Origin of the sequence: Achromobacter sp. 2789STDY5608621 (genome assembly GCF_001299375.1) — a bacterium.
GTDB classification, from domain to species: domain Bacteria; phylum Pseudomonadota; class Gammaproteobacteria; order Burkholderiales; family Burkholderiaceae_B; genus Achromobacter; species Achromobacter insuavis.
The window spans coordinates 1-21296 of sequence record NZ_CYTU01000077.1 but is presented as its reverse complement, the minus strand read 5'-3'; the positions used below and the strand labels follow the sequence as shown (position 1 = coordinate 21296).

9 protein-coding genes are annotated in these 21296 nt (G+C 69.9%); all 9 read left to right on the top strand.

Going from position 1 to position 21296, the window contains the following annotated elements:
* Positions 1-1490 (top strand): type II secretion system secretin GspD (gspD, locus tag AOZ53_RS31945; protein WP_156333597.1); only part of this gene is annotated, 1490 nt, incomplete at its 5' end.
* A complete protein-coding gene (gene gspE / locus AOZ53_RS31940; RefSeq protein WP_054435540.1) occupies positions 1487-2935 on the top strand; it encodes a type II secretion system ATPase GspE in 1449 nt (482 codons plus the stop codon). The genes gspD and gspE, both read left to right, overlap by 4 nt.
* 8 nt (positions 2936-2943) lie before the next feature.
* Positions 2944-4152: a type II secretion system inner membrane protein GspF gene (gene gspF, locus AOZ53_RS31935; protein ID WP_054435538.1), complete on the top strand. Its 1209-nt coding sequence runs from the start codon at positions 2944-2946 to the stop codon at positions 4150-4152.
* Between the two features lie 210 nt (positions 4153-4362).
* Positions 4363-5604: a substrate-binding domain-containing protein gene (locus AOZ53_RS31930; protein WP_054435536.1), complete on the top strand. Its 1242-nt coding sequence runs from the start codon at positions 4363-4365 to the stop codon at positions 5602-5604.
* 203 nt (positions 5605-5807) lie between these two features.
* Positions 5808-6986, top strand: a complete 1179-nt coding sequence (locus tag AOZ53_RS31925; protein WP_231690720.1) for a PstS family phosphate ABC transporter substrate-binding protein — start codon at positions 5808-5810, stop codon at positions 6984-6986.
* 199 nt (positions 6987-7185) lie between these two features.
* A complete protein-coding gene (locus tag AOZ53_RS31920; protein ID WP_082385859.1) occupies positions 7186-19533 on the top strand; it encodes a filamentous hemagglutinin family protein in 12348 nt (4115 codons plus the stop codon).
* 268 nt (positions 19534-19801) lie between these two features.
* Complete coding sequence (locus AOZ53_RS31915; RefSeq protein WP_054435532.1) at positions 19802-20380, top strand: secretin and TonB N-terminal domain-containing protein; 579 nt, start codon at positions 19802-19804, stop codon at positions 20378-20380.
* A 40-nt stretch (positions 20381-20420) separates the two neighbouring features.
* Positions 20421-20933 (top strand): RNA polymerase sigma factor, encoded by a 513-nt coding sequence (locus tag AOZ53_RS31910; protein ID WP_054435530.1) that lies wholly within the window; start codon positions 20421-20423, stop codon positions 20931-20933.
* A 99-nt stretch (positions 20934-21032) separates the two neighbouring features.
* Positions 21033-21296, top strand: a 264-nt coding sequence (locus tag AOZ53_RS31905; protein WP_156333595.1) for a DUF4880 domain-containing protein, incomplete at its 3' end; no start/stop codon positions are given.

Genomic DNA, 21296 nt, shown 5'->3' with positions numbered 1-21296 from the left:
CGCGCGGCGCCGAGGGCGGCTTGCAGGGCGGCGCCGGGCGCAAGGGCGACGGCGGCGCGTTCGCGGCCGGCGGCGTCACGGTGCAGGCCGACGCCACCACCAACACGCTCATCATCGCCGCGCCCGAGCCGATGTACCGCAGCCTGCGCAAGGTCATCGACCTGCTCGATCAGCGCCGCGCCCAGGTGCTGGTGGAAAGCCTGATCGTCGAGGTCACCGAACGCGACGCCTCGCAGCTGGGCATCCAGTGGATGCTGGGCGGCGGGCGCGTCTACGGCGGCGCCAACTTCGGCGGCAGCGGCATCGCCCAGGGCGCCAAGAACAGCATCGACGCGCTGCCCCGGGGCCTGAGCGTCGGCGTGGTGCGCGGCACCATCAACATCCCCGGCGTGGGCGAGGTCGCCAACCTGCAGATGCTGGCGCGGGCGCTGCAGACCACCGGCGGCAGCAACATCCTGTCCACGCCCAACCTGCTGACGCTGGACAACGAGCCGGCCTCCATCATGGTCGGCAAGACGGTGCCGTTCGTCAGCGGCCAGTACGTGACGCCGGGCAGCACCAACAGCAACCCGTTCCAGACCATCCAGCGCGAGGACATCGGCCTGAAGCTCAACATCCGCCCGCAGATCTCGGAAGGGGGCACCGTCAAGCTGGACATCTACCAGGAGGTCAGCAACATCGACAACCAGACGTCGCAGGCCGCCGCCGGCCTGGTCACCAACAAGCGCGCCATGGACACCAGCGTGCTGCTGGACGACGGCCAGATCATGGTGCTGGGCGGCCTGTTGGAAGACAGCGTGGTCAACGGCCGCGACGCGGTGCCGGTGCTGGGCTCGATCCCGGTGTTGGGCGCGCTGTTCCGCTACGACACGCGCGAACGCGTCAAGACCAACCTGATGGTGTTCCTGCGGCCCTACGTGGTGCGCGATTCGGCGGGCGGGCAGGGCCTGACGCAGAGCCGCTACAACTTCATGCGGCGCGCGCAGAGCCGGGTGCAGCCGGCCGGCAATCCGTTGCTGCCCGACATGACGGCGCCGGTGCTGCCGCCGGCCGGCGTGCCGGTGGCGGGCGACCCGTACGACTTGCGCGGCCCGGCCCTGGCCGAGACCCTGCGGCGCGATCCGCCGGCCACGCAGACCGAGTCGCGCCGGCGCGAACTGCCGGCCGACCCCGACAAGGGCCAGGAGCCGCCGGTGCGCACGCGGCTGCCGGCCGGGCTGACGCTGGCCAGCGATCCGGCCGCGCTCTATGGTGAGACGAACGCCACCACCAGCGTGCTGCAGTTCGCCGACGCGCCGACCGACCGCGAGGCCGACCAGATCGCCCGCCGGGTCCAGGTCAGCGGCTTGAAGGCGTACGCGCTGCTGGGACCGGGCGGATCCGGCTACGTGGTGCGCGCCAGCGTGCCGCGCGACCAGCGCTCGGTCGACACGGCCTTGCAGCTGCTGCGCGAGCTGGGCTACCAGCCCGAACTGGTGCTGTCGCCATGAACGCCCGCGACGACAGCCGTCCGCCGCTCAAGCTGCCCTATGCCTGGGCGCGCCAGCACCGCGCGCTGCTGCTCTGGCATGGCGGCGGCGTGGGCGAACTGGTCATCACCGACCAGACCCCGGCCTGGGCCGTGACCGAGGCGCGGCGCCGCTATGGTCCGCTGCCGCTGCGCCGCGTCGCCGACGCCGAACTCGACGGCCTGCTGGCCGCGGCCTACGCCGATGCCGGCGACGCGGCCTCGGTGGTGGGCGCGGCCGAGAACGAGGTCGACCTCGACCGGCTGCTGCACGAGATGCCCGAGGTCACCGACCTGCTGGACGCGCAGGACGACGCGCCGGTGATCCGCATGATCAACGCCTTGTTCACCCAGGCCGCGCGCGACGGCGCCAGCGACATCCACATCGAGCCCTACGAAACCCACTCGGTGGTGCGCTACCGCGTCGACGGCGGACTGCGCGACGTGGTGTCGCCGCGCAAGGCGCTGCACGGCGCGCTGATCTCGCGCATCAAGATCATGGCGCACCTGGACATCGCCGAGAAGCGCCTGCCGCAGGATGGCCGCATCGCGCTGCGGGTGGGGGGGCGGCCAATCGACATCCGCGTCTCGACCGTGCCCACCGGCCACGGCGAACGCGCCGTGCTGCGCCTGCTGGACAAGGAGGCCGGCCGCCTGCGGCTGGAAAAGCTGGGCATGGCGCCGGGCGTGCTGCACGAACTGGACCGGCTGGTGCACCAGCCGCACGGCATCGTGCTGGTGACCGGTCCCACCGGCAGCGGCAAGACCACCACGCTGTACGCCGCGCTGGGGCAGATCGACGCCGCCACCTCGAACGTGCTGACGGTCGAGGACCCGGTGGAATACGATCTGCCGGGCATCAGCCAGATCCAGGTCAACGCCAAGATCGACATGAGCTTCGCGGTGGCGCTGCGCGCCATCCTGCGGCAGGACCCGGACGTCATCATGATCGGCGAGATCCGCGACCTGGAGACGGCGCAGATCGCCGTGCAGGCCTCGCTGACCGGCCACCTGGTGCTGGCGACGCTGCACACCAACGACGCGGTGTCGGCGCTGACGCGGCTGACCGACATGGGCGTGGAGCGCTTCCTGCTGGCTTCATCGCTGCTGGGGGTGCTGGCGCAGCGCCTGGTGCGGCGCCTGTGCCCGGACTGCCGCCGGCCGTCGCCGCAGGAGCCGGGCCTGTTCGAGGCGGTCGGCTGCCCGGCCTGCAACCACACCGGCTACCGCGGCCGCACCGGCATCCACGAGCTGTACATCGTCGACGACGCGCAGCGCGGCCTGATCCACGAAGGCGCCGGCGAGCAGCAGCTGCGCGTGGCCGCGCAGCGCGCCGGCATGAAACTGATGCGCGAGGACGGCGAGCGCTGGGTGCTTGCCGGCCAGACCTCGCGCGAGGAAATCATCCGCGTCACGCGGGACGGGTAGGGCGGACCATGCCGGATTTTCGTTTCGAGGCGGCCGACGCGCACGGCAGGATCCAGCGCGGCGTGCTGAGCGCCGACACCGCCCGCGCCGCGCGCGCGCAGTTGCGGGCCCAGGGCCTGACCGCGCTGGCGCTGCGCCTGACGGCCAGCCGCGGCGCCGGCTCGATCGAGCTGTTCGCCGCCAAGCTGTCGGACAGCGACCTGGCCTGGGCCACGCGCCAGCTCGCCAGCCTGCTGGCCGCCGGCCTGCCGCTGGAAGGCGCGCTGTCGGCCACGGTCGAGCAGGCCGAGAAGAAACACATCGCCGATACCTTCTCGGGCGTGCGCGCCGACGTGCGCGGCGGCCAGCGTTTTTCCGACGCGCTGAACGCGCGGCCGCGCGACTTTCCGCCGATCTACCGCGCGCTCATCAAGGCCGGCGAGGACTCCGGCGACCTGGCGCGCATCATGGAGCGGCTGGCCGACTACATCGAGGAACGCAACGCCCTGCGCGCGAAGGTGCTGACCGCCTTCATCTATCCCGCCATCGTCGGCGTGGTGTCGATCTGCATCGTCGTGTTCCTGCTGGCCTATGTGGTGCCGCAGGTGGTCAGCGCGTTTTCGCAGGCGCGCCAGGAACTGCCGTGGATCACCCGCGCGATGCTGGCCGCGAGCGACTACGTGCGCGCGTGGGGCGGCCTGAACGCGCTGGCGGCGGCGCTGCTGTTCGGCCTGTGGCGGCTGTCGCAGCGCGCCGAGGCGGCGCGGCTGGCGTGGCACGCGCGCATTCTGCGGCTGCCCATGATCGGCCGCTTCGCGCTGGGCGTGAACACCGCGCGCTTCGCCGCCACGCTGGCGATCCTGGCGGACGCTGGCGTGCCGCTGCTGCGCGCCCTGGAGGCGGCGCGCCAGACCCTGGCCAACGAGTGCCTGCGGCGCGCGGTGCTGGACGCCACCGAGCGCATCGAAGGCGGTTCGGGGCTGGGCGCGGCGCTGCGCCAGCAGAAGGTCTTTCCGCCGCTGCTGTGCCACCTGGTGGCCAGCGGCGAGAAGACCGGCACGCTGTCGCGCATGCTCGAGCGCGCCGCGCAGACCCTGTCGGCCGACATCGAGCGGCGCGCCATGGCCATGACCGCGATGCTGGAGCCGTTGATGATCCTGATCATGGGCGGCGTGGTGCTGACCATCGTGCTGGCGGTGATGCTGCCGATCATGGAAATCAACCAGATGGTGGGGTGAGGGCGGCGCTTGAAACGCGAGAACTCCGCACATCTCCGCACATTCTTACCTCACTCCACACCTTTTTTCCCGTCGCTGTCACCTCGCTTGATCAACATGTCTTCAACGCGTCAGGCCGGTCTTTGCAGAGTGCCGCCGGATGCGTTCTCGGGTCCATCCGTTCTTTTCTCCACAAGCAGTTCTCTCCTAAACGAGTGCAAGGAGCAAGACATGTTCAATCGCAATTCCCTGGTCGCCGCGCTGTCGGCGGTCGGCATGCTGTCCCTGTCGGGCGCCGCCCTGGCGCAACAGGTCGTGGTGTCCGGCGGCGCGACGCTGCCCCAGCCCCTGTACCAGGACGAAATCAACAGCTTCCCGGCGTCCACGTTCAAAGCCTACGTCGGCAAGGGCAGCGGCGCGGGCAAGACCGCGTTCCTGACCAACAGCGCCGTCGGCTTCGACAGCACCGGCGTGGTCCACTGGATCGGCAGCGATTCGATCCTGACCCAAGTGCAGATCAACGACTACCTGACGACCGGCCTGGGCAAGCTGGGCACGCCGACCGGCCACGGTCCGCTGATCCAGATCCCGTCGGTGGGCACGCCGGTCACGATCTCGTACAAGGGCCCCACGGCCGATATCACCCTGACCAAGGCGCAACTGTGCGGCGTGCTGTCGGGCAAGTTCACCAAGTGGAGCGATGTCGGCGTGTCGTCGGGGTCGGCCCCGGACGCCTTCAAGGTCATCTACCGCTCGGAAAGCAGCGGCACCAGCGAACTGCTGACCCGCCACCTGCAAGCCGTGTGCGGCGCCGACTCGAACGTCGCGTTCCAGGGCAAGAGCACGTTCGCCCAGGAATTCCCGAGCAACACGCCCCCGGCCAACTTCATCGCCGCCACCGGCAGCGGCGGCGTGGCCACGGCCATCAACGCCCAGGATTCGGCCATCACCTACCTGAGCCCGGATCCCGCCTTCACGGTCGCGCTCAAGCAGGCTGCGCTGGTCAACCGCAACGACGAAGCCGCCGGCGGCTTCTCGCCGGACTCGGAAAACGTCAGCACCGCGCTGGGCAGCACCGCGGCCCTGCCGCCGGCCAACGGCGTGATCGAACGCAATCCCTCGGGCGCGAACTGGTCCAACACGAACAACCAGGCCAACCCGTTCAACTGGGTGCGCTCGTCGGTTGATCCGTCCACTGGCTACCCGATCGTCGGCTACACCAACTTCGTCATCAGCCAGTGCTACACGGACTCGGCCGTGGCCAACGCCATCAAGAGCTTCCTGACCTCGCACTACTCGGCGGCGAACTCGGTGGTCGGTGGCGCCAACCCCGGCAAGATCGACCAGCACAAGCTGGTTCCGCTGACCAACACCAACCGCGCTCGCGTGCTGGCCGCGTTCGTCAACGGCACGACCGCCAACCTGAACATCAACAACGCCACCATCTGCGGCAGCTACGCCGGCCGTGGTTGATCTTCAGGTCGTTCAGTTGAACCGGTAGTCACAGCAGGACAGGGGGAGCGACTGATGCTTGTCGGTGGCTCCCCTTTTTTTCGTGCGCGGATCCCCTGATCCGACCGTGTGCGGCAACTACGCTGGCCACGGCTGACGAGTGTCCGGCCGTGCCGTCGGTCTCACAGGAGTCCATGATGCGCGCATGCCTTCGACTTTTCCTGATGGCGGCATTCGCCCTTCCGGGCGGCGCCGCGCTGGCGCAGAACGTCGTCTCTGGCGGGGCCACCTTGCCCGCGCCGCTATACCAGGACGCCATCGCCGACCTGCCAGGTGGCGGGCTGCAGCCCTACGCGGGCGCCGGCAGCGCGGCCGGGCTGCGGGCCTTCCTGCTCAATGACCCGGGCGCCTTCAACCGGACCGGCGCGGTTCACTGGGCAGGCAGCGAACTGCCGTTGACGCAGGCCCAGATTGCCGCCTACCTGACGGACGGGTGGGGCAGGCAGGGGTATCCGGCCAGCCATGGCCCGTTGATCCAGTTGCCGGCCGCCTACGTGCCGATCACGATCGCCTACAAGGGACCGACGCAGCCTGTGACCCTGACCCGCGGCCAGCTCTGCGCCATCTTTGGCGGCGCGATCGATCGGTGGAGCCAGTTGGGCGTGACGGTTTCGCCGTCGCTGGACGCCTTCAAGCTGGTGTACCGGGCCGATGGCAGCGGCACCTCGCAACTGCTGACGCGGCACCTGCAGGAGGCCTGCCGCGTCAACGCGCCGAAGGCGTTCAGCGGCAAGGAGGTATTCCCGGAAGAGTTTTCCCCGGGCGGCCTGCCGGCCCATTTCGTCGCGGCGCGAGGCGACGGCGGGGCCGCGGTCGCCATGGCGGGCCATGTGTCGGCCATCACTTACATTGGACCGGATGCCACCTATTCCGGCGGCCTGAAGCAGGCCTGGCTGGTCAATGGCAACGACGGCGTGGCCTATTCGCCGACGCCTGCCAACGTCGTGGCCGCCATGGAATCCGACGGCGCGCCGGGCTGGCCTGGTGGCCAGGTGATCGAGCGCAGCCCGGCGGCCCCCCTTTGGGCGTCCGCGAACAATGCCGCCAATCCGTCCAACTGGGTGCGCATCCAACCGGATCCGCGCAATGGCTATCCGATCGTGGGCTCGACCAATATCGTCCTGAGCCAGTGCTACAGCGATCCGGCGGCGGCAGCCGCCGTGCGGCTGTTCCTGACGCGTCTCTACAACGACGCGGCGCGCGTCGCCAATCATCAGTTGGTGCCATTGCCAGCCATGTTGCGGGCCAGGTTGCTGGCGACGTTCGTGGCGCCGGCGGGGACCGCCGCCAGGTTGAATATCGGCAACGCCACCGTGTGCGGCGACATCGCTGGACGTGGCTGACCGGCCGCGAACGGCACTGTTACGCCACTCCACACCTTTTTTCCCGCCGCTGTCATCTGGCGGACACATCATTACCCATAGCCGCGGTGATTCGCCGCGCGCGGTCGCGCACGCCGTGATCGCGCGCGGTGACGCGGCACCGGCCCCCAAAGCGACAGCCGCCAGCAGCGGCGCAGACATCCAGGATCAGAGAACCCGCATGAACCAGCACACAGGCAGCGCATCCCGAGGCGGCAAAGGCAAACAACGGGGGATTCCCGCATTCCGGCTGTCGCCAGCCATGCACGCCCTGGTGCTGGCCTTGTCAGCCACGCCGGCGCTGGCCGCCGGCCCGGCCTTCGGGCCGGGCTGGTTCTCCGACAAGCGGGCCACGCAGGCCCAGACCGCCGCCACCGGGCGCCTGCCGGGCGGCGGACTGGCGGGCATTCCGTCGACGCTGCGCGACCAGCAGCGTGCCAATGAACAGCTTCAGCGTTCGCTGGCCAATCTGAACCGCAGCGCCACGGCCATCGCCGCGCAGCAGGCCGCGCAGGCCGCGGCACGCCAGGCAGCGATGAATCAGGCGATCACCGTACCGGATGGGATCGGTGAGGGCGGTCTGAAAGTGGATGCCAATCCGCTGACGGCCGGCTGGATCAACGCGCGCGCCTTGACGCCTGATTCGCAGTCGGTGCGCGGCGGCCGTACCGTTGTCACTGTCGAACAGACCGCGGACAAGGCCATCCTGAATTGGGAAACGTTCAACGTCGGACGCAACACCACGGTGTCCTTCCAGCAACAGAGCGCGTCGTGGTCGGTGCTGAACCGGGTCAACGACCCGCGCGCGCGTCCCAGCCAGATACAGGGGCAGATCGAGGCTCCGGGTACCGTCATGCTGATCAATCGCAACGGTATCGTCTTTTCCGGCAGCAGCCAGGTCAACACCCGCAACCTGGTGGCCGCCGCGGTGGGGATGAGCGACGACCAGTTCCGCAAGGGCCTGTACAGCGCCAAGGCCGGCGACGGCGTGAACGAGCGCTATACCCCCAGTTTCGGTAACGACCTGACCGGCCTGGGCAATGGGGCGCAGGCCAGCAATGCCAGCGCGGGCGTGCGCGTGGAAGCGGGCGCCCGCATCCAGACCGCCGCGCCCGACAGCGTGACGCAAGGCGGCGGCTATGTCCTGCTGCTAGGGCGCGACGTTCACAATGCGGGCCAGATATCGACGCCGAATGGCCAGGCCGTGCTGGCGGCGGGTGATACGTTCATCATCCGGCGCGGTCTTGGATCCGATGTCAACACCATTTCCACCACGCGCGGCAACGAAGTGTCGGCGCGCCGCAATGCGGGGAGCCAGGCAGGCGCGGTGGCCAACACCGGCCTGATCCAGTCGCCGCTGGGTGACATCACGCTGACCGGGCACGACGTGCGCCAGCTGGGCGTGGCGGTGTCCAGCACCTCGGTGACCACGCGCGGCACGGTACACCTGCTCAATTCCGCCAGCGACACCAGTGGCACGATTCTGCTGGGCAAGGATTCCACCACCACGATCCTGCTGCAGGACGACGGCGCGACCGCGCTGGATACCCAGCGCGACGCGCTGGTGCGTCCGGTGCTGGACGAGGCGGACGCGTACAGGGCGGCGGGCCAGGCGTTCGATCACCTTTCCAGCCTGCCCGATCGCCGCGACCAGTCGCGCATCGAGCTGACCAGCGGCGGCACGATCGAGGCGCAGGATGGCGCGTTGGCCCTGGCCACTGGCGGCCAGATCTCCATCATGGCGAATCGCCGCACCTTGTTGAACGACGGCGCGCTGCTGGATGTCGCGGGCGCCGTCGGGGTCAAGGTGACGATGGAGTCCAACAACCTGAAGGTCAACGTTCAAGGCAACGAGCTGCGCGACGCGCCGGTCAATCGGGAAGGCAAGCTCCTGAACAACAGCGATATCTGGGTGGATCGGCGCGCGTTGGTGCAGGTGGCCAAGGGCGTCAATGGCTATGAGCGCGAGCGTTGGTACACCGCGGGCGGCCTGCTGGAGGTGGGCGGCTATCTGGGCACCAGCCGGCATGGCATCGGCGAATGGGCCGCGGTGGGCGGCACGGTGACGGTGGAAGGCGGCGAACTGGTGACCCGCCAGGGGTCGCTCATCAACATCTCCGGCGGCACGCTCGACGTGGCGGGCGGGTATATCAAACAAAGCTGGGTGCGGGGCGACGATGGCCGCCTGTACGAGGTCTCCCGGGCGCCGGGCGATCTGCTCTACAAGGGGCTGTACCGCGGTTACGAAGACACCCATGGACGTTGGGGCCAGAACGCGACGCGTTATTTCTACAACGCGCTGCTGGCGCCGCGGGAGCGCTACGAGGACGGCTACACCGCCGGCCGCGATGCCGGCCGGCTGGTCGTCGGCACGAGAGCCGCGGTGGTGGAGGGCGCCATTGTCGGCGTCGCGTTCGAGGGAGAGCGCCAGACGCAGGCGCGCCAGGCGGTGGAAGCGGGCTTGCGGCAGCAGACCGGCTATCAGCAATCGCAGCTGGCGCGGGCGCAGGCCGGGCAATTGATCGTCGGTCGCTACGTGCCCCGGCAGATCACCAACGGCGGCACCACCAGCTGGGGCTATGACCTGGCCGGGGCGGCGAGACAGGTCCTGTTTGCCGACGATGTGCCGCCGCTGGCGGCCCGGCTGGGGCTCAACGACCCCCTGCCGGCCGCGCGCCGGGACGCCGTGTGGCTGGACGCCGGCGCGCTGGATCTCGGCCAGATCACCGCCATCGCCGCGTCCGACGTCACGGTTCGGCAGAACTTGCGGGTGGCGGCCGGCGGTTCGATCGAACTCTACGCGCCGACCGTTTCCATCCAGGGCGACCTGACGGCGCGTGGCGGCCGGGTCGCTGCCGGCAACGTATTGGCCAGCGTCGAGCGCGAGACCTTCCTGGCGCCGGCCGCCAATACCTCCGCGCGGGTGGAAGTCGCGCCGGGCGTCACGATCGACGTCAGCGGCCTGTGGGCCAACCTGCGACGCTCGCCGGAGGACGCGGATGCGTCGGTGTGGCGCAATGGCGGCCAGATTTCGCTGCGCGGCACCGGCGCGGTGGCGCTGGCGGCCGGCAGCCTGCTGGATGCGCGGTCGGGCGCGGTACTGGACGTCAAGGGCAAGCTGGCGGGCGGCAAGGGCGGCGACGTGGCGCTCGAAATGGTCAGCCTGAACGGCAGCGTGGCCGGTCCGGGACCGGTCGGGGTGACCCTGGATGGCGACGTGCGGGGCTATGGCGTGGCGGGAGGCGGCAGCCTGCGTATTTCCGCCAGCCGGGCGCTGCTGAGCGACCATGCCGATGCCGACGCCGGGCCCGGCGGCGTGGTCCTGCGCGGTGACCTGTTCCAGCGCGGCTTCGCGCGCTACGACATCAATGGCGACCAGGGCTTGAAGGTGGCCGACGGCATGCGGCTGGACGTGTCCATGCCGGTCTATCGACTGGCCTCCGACAGGCCGGACCCGCAGGCGGCCGCGTTCGACGACGTCCTGGCGTTGTGGACGCCGCCGCTGTTCCAGGAAAACGCGGCGACCGGCCGCATGACCCAACGCCAGGGCGCCAGCCTGTCGCTGTCGTCATTCGTGCCCTCGACGCCATCGCCGGCCGGCACCCTCGACATCGGCAAGGACGCGCTGGTGCAGGTGGATCCGGGCCAGTCCATCCGCCTGCAGTCTCGCGGCCTGATGCGCATCCAGGGCACGCTGCGCGCGCCGGGCGGCCAGATCGTGGTGGCGCGTGGGGCGGATGACCAAGGCAATGTCGCGCAGTTGGGCGGCCTGCCCAACTCCGTGTGGATCGAGTCGGGCGCGCGGCTGGACGTGGCCGGTATCGCCGCGACCGCGGTCGATGCGCGAGGTCGCCGCTACGGCAAGCAACTCGACGGCGGCCGCATTGCCGTCGATGGCGAATTCGTGGTGATCCGCCCGGGCGCGACGCTGGACGCGTCGGGGACGGCCATGACGGTCGATATCCTGCAGGATGACGGCGCTGGCGCCGGCGCCCGGCTGGTCGGCGGACGGGGCGGGGAAATCGCGCTGAGCGCGATGGCCGGGCTTTACCTGGACGGCGCGATGCGGGCCGCGGCCGGCAGCGCCAATGCGGCGGGCGGCGCGCTGTCGCTCAAGCTCGAAACGCCGCTTTATGCCACCGGCACCGCGCCAGCGCTGATCCGCCCGCGCGAACTGCTCATTTCGCAGCAGGCGGGCGCTAGCCTGCTCCCGGCCGACGCCAATGCGGCGACGGCCGCGCTGACCTACGGCCTGGGCCGGATCGGCGCGGATCAGATCGTCGCCGGCGGTTTCGGCGACGTGTCGCTGTACGCCCGCGACCTGTTGACCTTCGACGGCGACGTGACGCTGCGGGCGCGGCAATCGATCAGCCTGTACCAGGGCGCGCTGGGCAACACCCAGGCGGGCGCCACTGTCCGCTTGATTGCGCCTTATGTGTTGCTGAGCGGCCGGACCAACCTGTCGGCCAGCATCACGCAGCAGGTCGACGCCACGCTCAACGCCTGGAAGCCGTCCGCGTTGCCGGCGGCCGCCTTGCTGCAGGTCGAGGCGCAGCATATCGACATCCGCAACCGGGTCAGCATCGGCATGTCCGGCGCCGTGCAGCTGGGTGGCGGTGTCCAGCAGGCCGTCGAGCGCCGGGGCTATGACGGCCTGGCCTTGCGCAGCCAGGGCGACGTGCGGTTCCTGCCAGCGAATCCGGGCTCCGAAATGCCCATGAGCGGTCAGGCTGATTCCAGCGCCGTTCTCTCCCCGGGCGATGTGGTGCTGGCGGGGCAGCGCATTTACCCAGCCACGGGCGCCAAGGGGCTGGTGGCGGCGGGGTGGCAGGGCGTCCGCGTGCCTTATGACGCCAACCGGGTCATCCGGATCGAGGGCGTGGCCGGCCCTCAGGCGGGCGCGGCGCCTTTGTCCGTCCTGGGCACATTGACGCTGAACGCTTCCAACATTGAACAGGGCGGCAATGTCTATGCGCCGCTCGGCCGCATCGTCATGGGCATCGGGATCGATGACGCCAGCCGGCGGATCAGATTGCTGCCGGGCAGCCTGACATCGGTCAGCGCCGCGGGGCTGACCGTGCCCTATGGCGGTACCGTGGACGGCCTGAGCTACCTGTACCAGGGCCTGGCAGTGGAAGCCCTGGGCGTCGGCGGCATGGACATCTTCAAACTGGCGCGCGGCATCTCATTGTCGGGGGGCGCGGTCTCGGTGGATGCGGGCGCCGTCATCGATCTGTCCGGCGGCGGCACGCTGGCCGGCGCGGCGTTCGTGAGCGGGCGAGGGGGCTCGACCGATCCGCTTTTCCATCCGTTGCCGCGTTTCGATGCGGCGACCGGAAAATTCGACCTGCCGACTTTGGCCGACCGGCCGGTCTACGCGATCATGCCGGGTCTGGCGGATGGCTATGCGCCGGTGGCGCCGCGTGACGATGCCGCGAACTACGCGGGCTCGCGTCCGCGCATTGGCGAGACCATCACGATCGGCGCCGGCATTCCCGGGCTGGCGGCCGGCACGTACACCTTGCTGCCGTCCTACTATGCGCTGCTGCCTGGCGCCTTCCGCGTCGAACTGGGGCAGGGCGCTCTGGGGGGCGGCGCAACGACGACCCGGGGCGGGTCCTGGTCGGTCGCGGCCACGCGCGGTCTTTCCAATACCGGTACGACGGATGCCATGCCCAGGCAGGCGCTGGTCACGCCAGGCGATGTGCTGCGGCGGCATGCGCAGTACAACGAAATGGACTACCGGGCGTTCGTGCTGGCCGAGGCGGCGCGCAGCGGCCAGCCGCGGCCCATGCTTCCCGCCGACGCCGCGGCGTTGGAACTGTATTACCGCAGTGTTCCCGCGGCCGGGGCCGAGCCGGCCTTGCGGTTTGAGGGGCAGGCGCGCTTCGGTCGCGGCGAAGGCGGCTACGGCGGTCAATTGGTGGTCCGCTCCGATGGATTCGCCATCGAGATCGTCAACGCGGCGCCGACGGCCGGCCATGCCGGCCTGTCGCTGCGCGCCGCGGACCTGAACGCGGTGGGCGCCGATCGCCTGTCCCTGGGAGGCTGGTCATACCAGCCGTCGACGGGCGCGGACCGCCGACTGGGCACCGTGGCCGGCAGCAGCGACATCATCCTGCGGAGCGGCGCGCGCTTGCGGGCACCGGAGGTCCTGCTGATCGCGTCGCCATTGAAGTCGATCCTGCTCGAACAAGGCGCTTCCATCAATACCCTGGGCGCAGGCGCCGCGCCGTACGACGCACGCCAGGGCTACCAGTATGGCAGCGCGGGCGGCAACAACATCCTGGCCGTGTCCAATGGTTGGCTCGATTTCTCCAATGGCGTCGGCGCCCAGGCGGGCAGGATCGAACTCGGCGCCTGCCCGGCGGGTGCCTGCGGCGGCGCGGCGCAACTGTACTCGGAGGGCACGATCGTTTTCGGCAGCAACAACCTGGTGCTGCATGATGCGCTGCGCTATGGCACGCGCAATCTGGTGGTGGCCGCCAACAGCTTGAACGCGGGATCGGAAGCGGCCCTGGCCGACGCCCGGTCGCGCGGGGTCCTGCCGACGGGGTTGCGCTTGTCGCAGGATCTGCTGCGGCGATTGTTGGACGGCGATGCCGACAACGGCGCGCCGGCGTTGGAACGGGTGATCTTCTCGTTGCGCGACTCGATCAATTTCTTCGGCAGCGTCAACCTGAGCACGCTGAATGCCGCCACCGGCAAATCCAGTCTGGCGCAACTGGTCTTGAATACCCCCGCGATCTACGGCTATGGGTCGGCCACGGATATCGCGACGCTGTCCACCGACACACTGGTATGGAATGGCGTCGCCAATGCGGAGCCTGGCGCCATCGCAAACGGTGGCGCCGGCACCGGATCCGGCATCCTGACCTTGAGTGCGCGCCGGATTGTGCTGGGTGACGCCAATGGCACGCTCCAGGTCCCGCATCAGCAGATGCGGCGCCAGGCGTTGGGATTCGCCACGGTGAACATGGAGGCGGCCGAGCGCATCACCGCGGGCGGCGAAGGCGGCCTGGAGGTCTATCAGGCGCGCGGCAACTTCGTCGATGGAAAATTCCAGTACCAGGGCGGCACGCTCGTGCTGCGTACGCCCCTGGTGACGGGCGAGGACGGCTCGGTCACGCGGTTGACGGCCGGCGATCTGCTGCGGCTTGCCGGCACGGGCGCCGCGGCCGACGATGCCACGGCGCCTTGGGGCGCGACGCTGACGCTGCAGGGTAGCCGGGTGGAGCTCGACAGCGCCATTGTGCTGCCGAGCGGCAAGCTGACGGTGCAGGCCGAACACGGCCTGACGCTGGCCGGCGGCGCCCGCCTCGATCTGGCCGGCCGTGCCGTGACCCTGATGGATCAGACCCGCTATGGCTGGGGCGGCGATGTGGAGCTGGAGAGCCGAAAGGGGGACATTCTGCAGGTCGCGGGCTCCGTCATCGATCTGTCCGCGCGCTACAACCAGGCCGGCAGGCTCACGGCCACCGCCCTGGAGGCAGGCGCGGGCCTGATCGATCTGCGCGGCGTCATCAAGGGCCAGGCCAGCGGCGACTACGATGCGGGCGGCACCATCGTGCCCTTCGACGCGGGCGGCATTGCGCTGCGGGCCCAGGCCATCGCGGATTTCGCCGGATTGAACCAGCGGCTCAACGAAGGCGGCATCACCGGATCGCGCGCCTTCCAGATCAAGCGCGGCGACCTGGTGATCGGCAGCGAGGTCAAGGCGCGGCGCGTCAACATCGCGGTCGATGGCGGCAGCCTCACGGTGAACGGCCTGATCGACGCCAGCGGCGCGCAGGTCGGCAGCATCCGCCTGTCGGCAATGCGCGACCTGATCGTCAACGGCTCGCTGGATGCGCATGGTGCACTGCTGCGGGTGGACAGCCGCGGCGACATCATCGACAGTCCCAACCGCGCGGTGGTGGAGCTGACAGCCGGCCAGGGCCGGCTGGTGCTTGGCTCCGACGCGGTGGTGGATCTGCGCGCCGGTACCGGCGTGGCCTCAGGGAGCGCGCCGGGGATGAACGACGGCCGTTCGCGCGGCACCCTGGATCTGAATGCGCCGCGCGTGGGCGGCAATGATGTGGGGCTGGATATTCTCGGCACGCCGCGCGTGCTGGGCGCCGAGCGCGTCTCCGTCAACGCCTTCCGGCGCTATGACGACGCGCCTCTGGCGTCGGCGCCGGACGTCACCGGCCGCACGCCCCAGGTCATCACCCAGGCCTACCTGGATCAGCTGGACGCCGACAGCGTGGCCTACATGAACGCGGCGCTGGCCAATGCCGGGCTGCGCGCCCGGTTGCAGGGATACGCATTGCGTCCGGGCGTGGAGATCGTCAGCCGCGGCGTTGATGGCGATCTGCGGATCGAAGGTGACCTGGACCTGTCGAATTACCGCTATGGCCCCAACGCCGACCGCAATGACCCGGCCAGGCGCGGGTTTGGCGAGGCGGGCGTACTGCTGGTGCGGGCCAAGGGAGACCTGAACATCTACGGCAGTATCACCGATGGCTTCGCGCCGCCGCTGGCCACCGATGACGATGCCCGCGCGTGGCGCCTGATCGGCCGCCGCAATCCGGACGAAGCCAACGGCGTGGATCTGGCCGGGCAAAGCCTGATTCTGCCGCGCGCGGTGAGGTTGCGTGGCGGTACCTCTGGCGGCACGACGTTCCCGATCACGGAAAACGAATCCCTGAATTTCGACTTGCCGATCAATGCCAACACGATCAAGGCGAATTCACGGCTGCCCGCGCAGGTCGAGCTTTCCCAGCCGCTGACCCTGGTGGCCGGCACGGTGCTGGAAGCCGATATCCGTGCCGCGGACGGCACGCTCTATGCCAAGGGCAGCGTGCTGCGGGCGGATCTGGCATTGACTGCCGGCGCGAGGCTGGGGGCAGGCCTGGTCCTGAACCAGGCGATTCCGGTGCGGGCCTTCACCGTGCCGAAGGGGACGCCGCTGTCGATCTTCAGTTCCCTGCTGACCCTGTCCGGGGATTTGTCGCTGGCCGCCGGAGCGTATCTGCCGGGCGGCACCGACCTGCGCTTCAGGAGTACCACCGTTGATCTGCGGGACCTGAATGACGAGGGCGTGCAAGGACGCATCTGGGCGGTGGCGCCCATGCTCAAGGCTGGCGCCTCGTCGTGGAGCCTGCGTCTGGCCGGCGGGGCTGACCTGGATTCGGCGGACACGCGGGCGCTACTGCCGGCCTCCGGGCTGGGCGGTCGCGGTAACCTGAAGCTGTCGGATCCGCACTACCTGAAGGACCTCGGCATTGATCTCGGCATCATCGATCAGGGCGGCATGCTGTTGGGTGAAACGCCGATTTTCAGCGTCATCCGCACAGGGCGAGGCGACCTGGATATCCTGGCTGGCGGCAATTTCCAGCAGGGTTCCTACTATGGCATCTACACCGCGGGCACGCCGTCGGACACGGTCCGCGACGCGCAGGGCAATCCCATCCTGGATGCGTTGGGCCGCGATGCCTACAACTTGCCGCGATCCGAGGTCGAGAGGCGCAACCAGCTCGAAGGTTATGGCTCCGTGCTCGGCGCGGGGGCGGCCAGCTATGAGCCGCTGGTGACGGGCGACCAGTATGCCGCCTGGTATCCCGAGCGCGGCGGCAACGTGTTGGTCAATGTGCAGGGCGACATGCGCGGCGCGATCCGCGGCATGCCCGCCTCGACCTATGGCGCGGACGCGCGCGGGGCCTCCGCGGCGCCTGGCAGCTATCCGGGCTACTGGCTGTGGCGGCAGGGGGGCCGGGAGATTGGCCTGCAAACCGCCTGGTGGATCAACTTCGGCACCTATCTTCCGACGCCGTTCTACACCGCCTTCCAGGATCTGGGGTTGCCGGTGGACGGCATCTCGGTCGAGGGATTCACCGGCTTCGGCACGCTGGGCGGCGGTAATCTTTCCGTGAACGTGGGCGGCAACGCCGGCGTGCTCAATCCGCTGAAAACGCGCAATACGTCGAACGCGACGAGCCAGGGGCTGGCGCTGACGGTGGGCAGCACGGGACGCATCACGCCCGACGGCCGGCTGATTTCCACAGGCGGGGGCGACTTGAGCCTGCACGTCGGCGGCGCCTTGAACCCGCTCAAGACCGCCAGCGGAGGCGGGGGCGTGCCGACCATCACGGGGGCGCCGTCGGATCTGAACGGCGTCTTGACCAATCTGCGCGGGTCCATTTCCGTCAGCGCGGGCAGTATCGGGCGGGTGGATCCGATTTATGGCCTGGCCGATCCCTCGGACTCGCGTGGCGTGAATCCATTGCGCCCGACACTGGCGGCCCCGTCCGGCGGATTGGTGGTCGTGGCGGGCGATGCCACTGTCCAGCTTGGCGCGCGTGGCGATGCGGTATTGGGCGGGATGGGCGATGCCGGCAGGATGTACCAGTTTTCCGCAACCTCGTTCATCAAGGACGGCGTTGCCCAGCCCGGCGGCGCCAATAACTGGTTCTCGCTGTGGACCGAACGGACGGCACTGAACCTGTTCGCGGCCGGCGGGGCGGTGACGCCCTTTGCCGGGGCGCATTTCGACGACAGCGCGAGCAAGGATTCGACCCAATACACGGCAAGCGCTTACTCCAACATGTTCGCCTATCCGTCGCGGTTCAGCGCGGTGGCGGCTTCCGGCAGTATCTACTATCACGCCAGCCCCGGCAGCGCCACGTCGGAATGGGTATTTGCGCCAGGCAACCGCGGCAGCGTCGAGCTGCTTGCCAAGGGCGGCCTGTACGGCGGGGGCTATCGCACCAGCATATCCGGCGCGGATCCTGCCTCGGTCCCCACGCCGCAGCGGCCCGCTTATTTTGCGACCTGGGACGGTGGGGCGGTCACGACAGGAAACGCCATCGGCGCGGAAGGCGGCGTGTTCGCCTTTGGCTTCAATACGGCGGCGGGACGTCCCGCCCAGTCCAATGCGGGTATCGCGCGCTTCTACGCGGGTGGCGACATCGTGGGCCTGTTCACCGGCAGCACGATAACGACCACCGCCGGCGCCGAATACCACGCCGCCCGTCCCGTCAGCATCCAGGCCGGCGGCGACATCGTCAACCTCAAGGCCCTGATCCTGAACCAGCAGCCCAACGACGTCTCGCGCATCGTCGCCGGCCGCGACATCCTCTACGCCAACGTCGACGTGGCCGGCCCCGGCTGGCTGGAAGTCAGCGCGGGCCGCAACCTCACGCAGGAAGACAGGGGCCGCCTGACCAGCCTGGGCATGATCGACGGCAGCCAGGCCACCGGCCGGGGAGGCGCCGGCATCGTCGCCAGCGCCGGCGGCGAGGGCGACTACGCCGCCTTCGCGCGGCGCTATCTCGACCCCGCCAACCGCGCCGATGCGGGCCAGCCGCTGGCCGGCCAGCCCGGCAAGACGGTCAAGACCTACGAAGGCGAACTGGCCGACTGGCTGCGCCAGCAGCATGGCTACACCGGGTCGGCGGACCAGGCCCGCGCCTATTTCGACGCGCTGCCAGCCGAGCAGCAGCGCGTGTTCCTGCGCCAGGTCTACTACGCCGAGCTGACCGCGGGCGGACGCGAGTACAACGACACCGCCGGTCCGCGCGCCGGCAGCTATGCGCGCGGCCGCCAGGCCATCGCCGAGCTGTATCCGGCCACCGATGCGCAGGGGCGGCCGATCCACTACCAGGGCGACATCACCCTGTTCGGCGGATCGGGCATCCAGACCCTGTTCGGCGGCGCGATCCACCTGCTGGCGCCGGGCGGCAAGATGGTCTTCGGCGTCGAGGGGCTGCCGCCGCCGTCCACGGCCGGCATCATCACCCAGGGCGCGGGCGACATCCAGATGTACGCCAAGGGCAGCATCCTGCTGGGCCAGAGCCGGGTCATGACGACCTTCGGCGGCAACATCCTGGGCTGGTCGGCCGAGGGCGACATCAACAGCGGCCGCGGGTCCAAGAGCACGGTGGTGTACACGCCGCAGCGGCGCCTGTACGACGATGTCGGCAACGTGACGCTGTCGCCGACCGTGCCCAGCACGGGCGCGGGCATCGCGACCCTCGACCCGATCCCGGAGGTGCGGCCGGGCGACGTCGACCTGGTGGCGCCGCTGGGCACCATCGACGCGGGCGAGGCCGGCATCCGCTACTCGGGCAACGTCAACCTGGCGGCGCTGCAGGTGGTGAACGCGGCCAACGTGGTGGGGCAGGGCAAGGCCACCGGCGTGCCGACGCTGGCGGCGGTGAACGTCGCGGCGCTGACCAGCGCCAGCGCGGCGGCGGCCGGCGCCACCCAGAGCGCGCAGGACACCACGCGGCAGCAGCAGAACGCCGCGCGCCGCAACCTGCCGTCCATCATCAACGTGCAGATCCTGGGCTACGGCAGCGAACCGGTGGCGGGCGCGGCGGCCGGCGGCGCCACGCCGGCCGGCGGCAATCCGCGTCCGGGCGGCGCGCCGCCGCTCCAGGGCTACGACCCGCGCAGCATCTTCCAGATGCTCGGCAATGGCGAGCTGGACGCGGCCCAGAAGGCCCGCCTGACCGAACCGGAGCAGCGCGGCCTGTCGGGAGGCTAGGGGCGCCCGGTGGCCCCGAAACCTGACGATTGGCTGTCATGCGGCAGTCACAAGCGCGACCTACATTGCCCATTCACCGATTAGCACGACGTGTTGCGGCTCCCCTTCAGCCGCGGGGGCGCGACAAGGGCTGGGCATGCATCTGGAGCCAATCAGGGCGGGCAGGGCGCGGGCGCAAGGCCGCCGGCGCGGTTGGACAGGCTGGTGGATCGCGTGGGGGCTGTGCGCGGTCCTGTGCTGGCGCCAGGCCGGCGCGCAGGAGCCGGTCATGCGCGTCTTCGACTTCGACCTTCCGGCGCAGCCGCTGCAATCGGCACTCGAGCAGTACAGCAACGTCACCGGCAGTTCGGTGGTGTATCGCGCCGCGTTGGCGGTGGGGCGGCGTTCGGCCGCGGTCAAGGGAATCTATACGCCGGAGGCGGCTTTGCGCATGCTGATCGAAGGTTCGGGGCTGGCCGTGGAATACACGGCCGCCAACGCCGTCATCCTGCGGCCCGCCGCGGTCGGCGCCGCGCCGGGCCGCCGTCCCAGCGCCAGCCGCGGCGCGTTCTACCGCAGTTACTACGGCGTGGTCCAGGCCGGCGTGCGCGACGCGCTGTGCCGCAATCCCGCGACCCGCGCCGGCGGCTATCGCGCCGCGGTCAGCTTCGAGGTCTCGCCGATGGGCCGGGTGGAACATGCGCGGGTGCTGGATTCGACCGGCGACATGGACAAGGACGGCGAAATCGTGCTGGCGCTGGACCAGACCGTGCTCGACAAGGCGCCGCCGGCCGACCTGGAGCAGCCCTTCGTGATGCTGATCGTGCCGGAGTCGCCGGAACACGATCAGGGCTGCCCGGCGTATTGACGCCATGCGCCGGTCCTTTCCGCACTGACACGGATCCACGATGCCCACCAGCCTGTCGGTCCTGCGCGACTTCATGCTGCAACGCTATGACGACCTGAAGGCGCGCCTGACACGGCGCCTGGGCTGTCCGGACCTGGCCAGCGACGCCCTGCAGGACACCTGGCTGCGCCTGGAGGCCAAGGAGGAACTGGGTCCGGTCGACAGCCCCGGTCCCTATCTGATGCGCATGGCCGTGAACGTGGCGGTGGACCAGCAGCGGGTCGAGAACCGGCGCCTGACCGTCGCCGAGGCCGACGCGCTGCTCGCCATCGCCGACCCGGCCCCGGGGCCGGAGCAGATTGCCGCCGGGCGTGCGGAGCTCGACGCGCTGACCCGCGCCATGGGCGAGCTGCCGGCGCGCCAGCGCGACATCCTGCTGGCCGTGCGGCTCGAGGGTCAGCCCCAGAACGACATCGCCGAGCGCCTGGGCGTCTCGCTGCGCACCGTCGAACGCGAGCTGCGCAACGCCCACGAGTACTGTGCCCGGCGCACACGTAAATTATTGTCACCATAAGGCGGGTTCCGGCTGCGAGAGTCGTCCTATGGATGTCAAGGGGAAAAACCGCGCGCCAACGCCCGCAGTGGCGGCGCGGCGGCATCGAGAGAGCATGCAATGAACACCGCAACCCAGCCCGCCGATCGCAGACAGGCGGACATCGAACGCCAGGCCCGCGCCTGGATCCGCCTGATCGCATCCGGGCAGGCGACGTTGCGCGAAGCCGATGCATTCAAGCAGTGGTGCGCCGCCAGTGAACGCCACGCCCAGGCGTTCGCCGCCCAGCGGCAGCTGTGGCGGCAGATGGGGCCGGCCGGCCAGGCCGTGCTGCGCCAGCGCGGCCGGTCGGCGGCGGCGCGCGGGGCCGGCTGGGGCCGGCGC

What these genes read in the sequence shown, in the direction of transcription:
- gspE (WP_054435540.1), top strand. Translation starts at nt 1,487, where the DNA reads ATGAACGCCCGCGACGACAGCCGTCCGCCGCTCAAGCTGCCCTATGCC.
- gspF (WP_054435538.1), top strand. Translation starts at nt 2,944, where the DNA reads ATGCCGGATTTTCGTTTCGAGGCGGCCGACGCGCACGGCAGGATCCAG.
- AOZ53_RS31930 (WP_054435536.1), top strand. Translation starts at nt 4,363, where the DNA reads ATGTTCAATCGCAATTCCCTGGTCGCCGCGCTGTCGGCGGTCGGCATG.
- AOZ53_RS31925 (WP_231690720.1), top strand. Translation starts at nt 5,808, where the DNA reads ATGGCGGCATTCGCCCTTCCGGGCGGCGCCGCGCTGGCGCAGAACGTC.
- AOZ53_RS31920 (WP_082385859.1), top strand. Translation starts at nt 7,186, where the DNA reads ATGAACCAGCACACAGGCAGCGCATCCCGAGGCGGCAAAGGCAAACAA.
- AOZ53_RS31915 (WP_054435532.1), top strand. Translation starts at nt 19,802, where the DNA reads ATGCGCGTCTTCGACTTCGACCTTCCGGCGCAGCCGCTGCAATCGGCA.
- AOZ53_RS31910 (WP_054435530.1), top strand. Translation starts at nt 20,421, where the DNA reads ATGCCCACCAGCCTGTCGGTCCTGCGCGACTTCATGCTGCAACGCTAT.